Source organism: Brachyspira catarrhinii (assembly GCF_005518285.1).
Classification (GTDB): Bacteria; Spirochaetota; Brachyspiria; order Brachyspirales; family Brachyspiraceae; genus Brachyspira; species Brachyspira catarrhinii.
The window spans coordinates 1-390 of sequence record NZ_SJDU01000820.1; the positions used below are offsets into that span (position 1 = coordinate 1).

Below are 390 nucleotides of genomic sequence, written 5' to 3' on the forward strand. Positions count from 1 at the left end.
TTTTAAATAAGATATATGCCGGTAAAAAATTAAGAATAATAAGCGGACGTTATGTAACTACTTCTATAACTAGCGGAGTATTAAATGATATATTTGCTAGAACTACAGACGTTCCTGCTTATATTGAGGAGATTAATAATATGATTAAAGAACTTCAAGATAACTCTACTTTTATAATAAAAGAAACTATAACAAAAACAGGAAGCGGCAATGATAAATGGCAATTGACTTGGAGAGATGATTTAGAATATTTACAAATGGCAGGATATGTTACAGGAGATACTACTGCTATAGGAAGTCAAGGAGGATTTGGATTGTACCAATCAGATAGTGATTCTGCCCCATTTATAGGATGGATTAGACCTTTAAGACAATATTATTTTGGTGGAG

Annotated in this window: 1 pseudogene; it reads left to right on the plus strand. The window is 31.5% G+C overall.

The features are described 5' to 3' along the window. Positions 1 to 390: pseudogene (locus tag EZH24_RS13560) on the plus strand (phage tail protein); the annotation flags it as partial.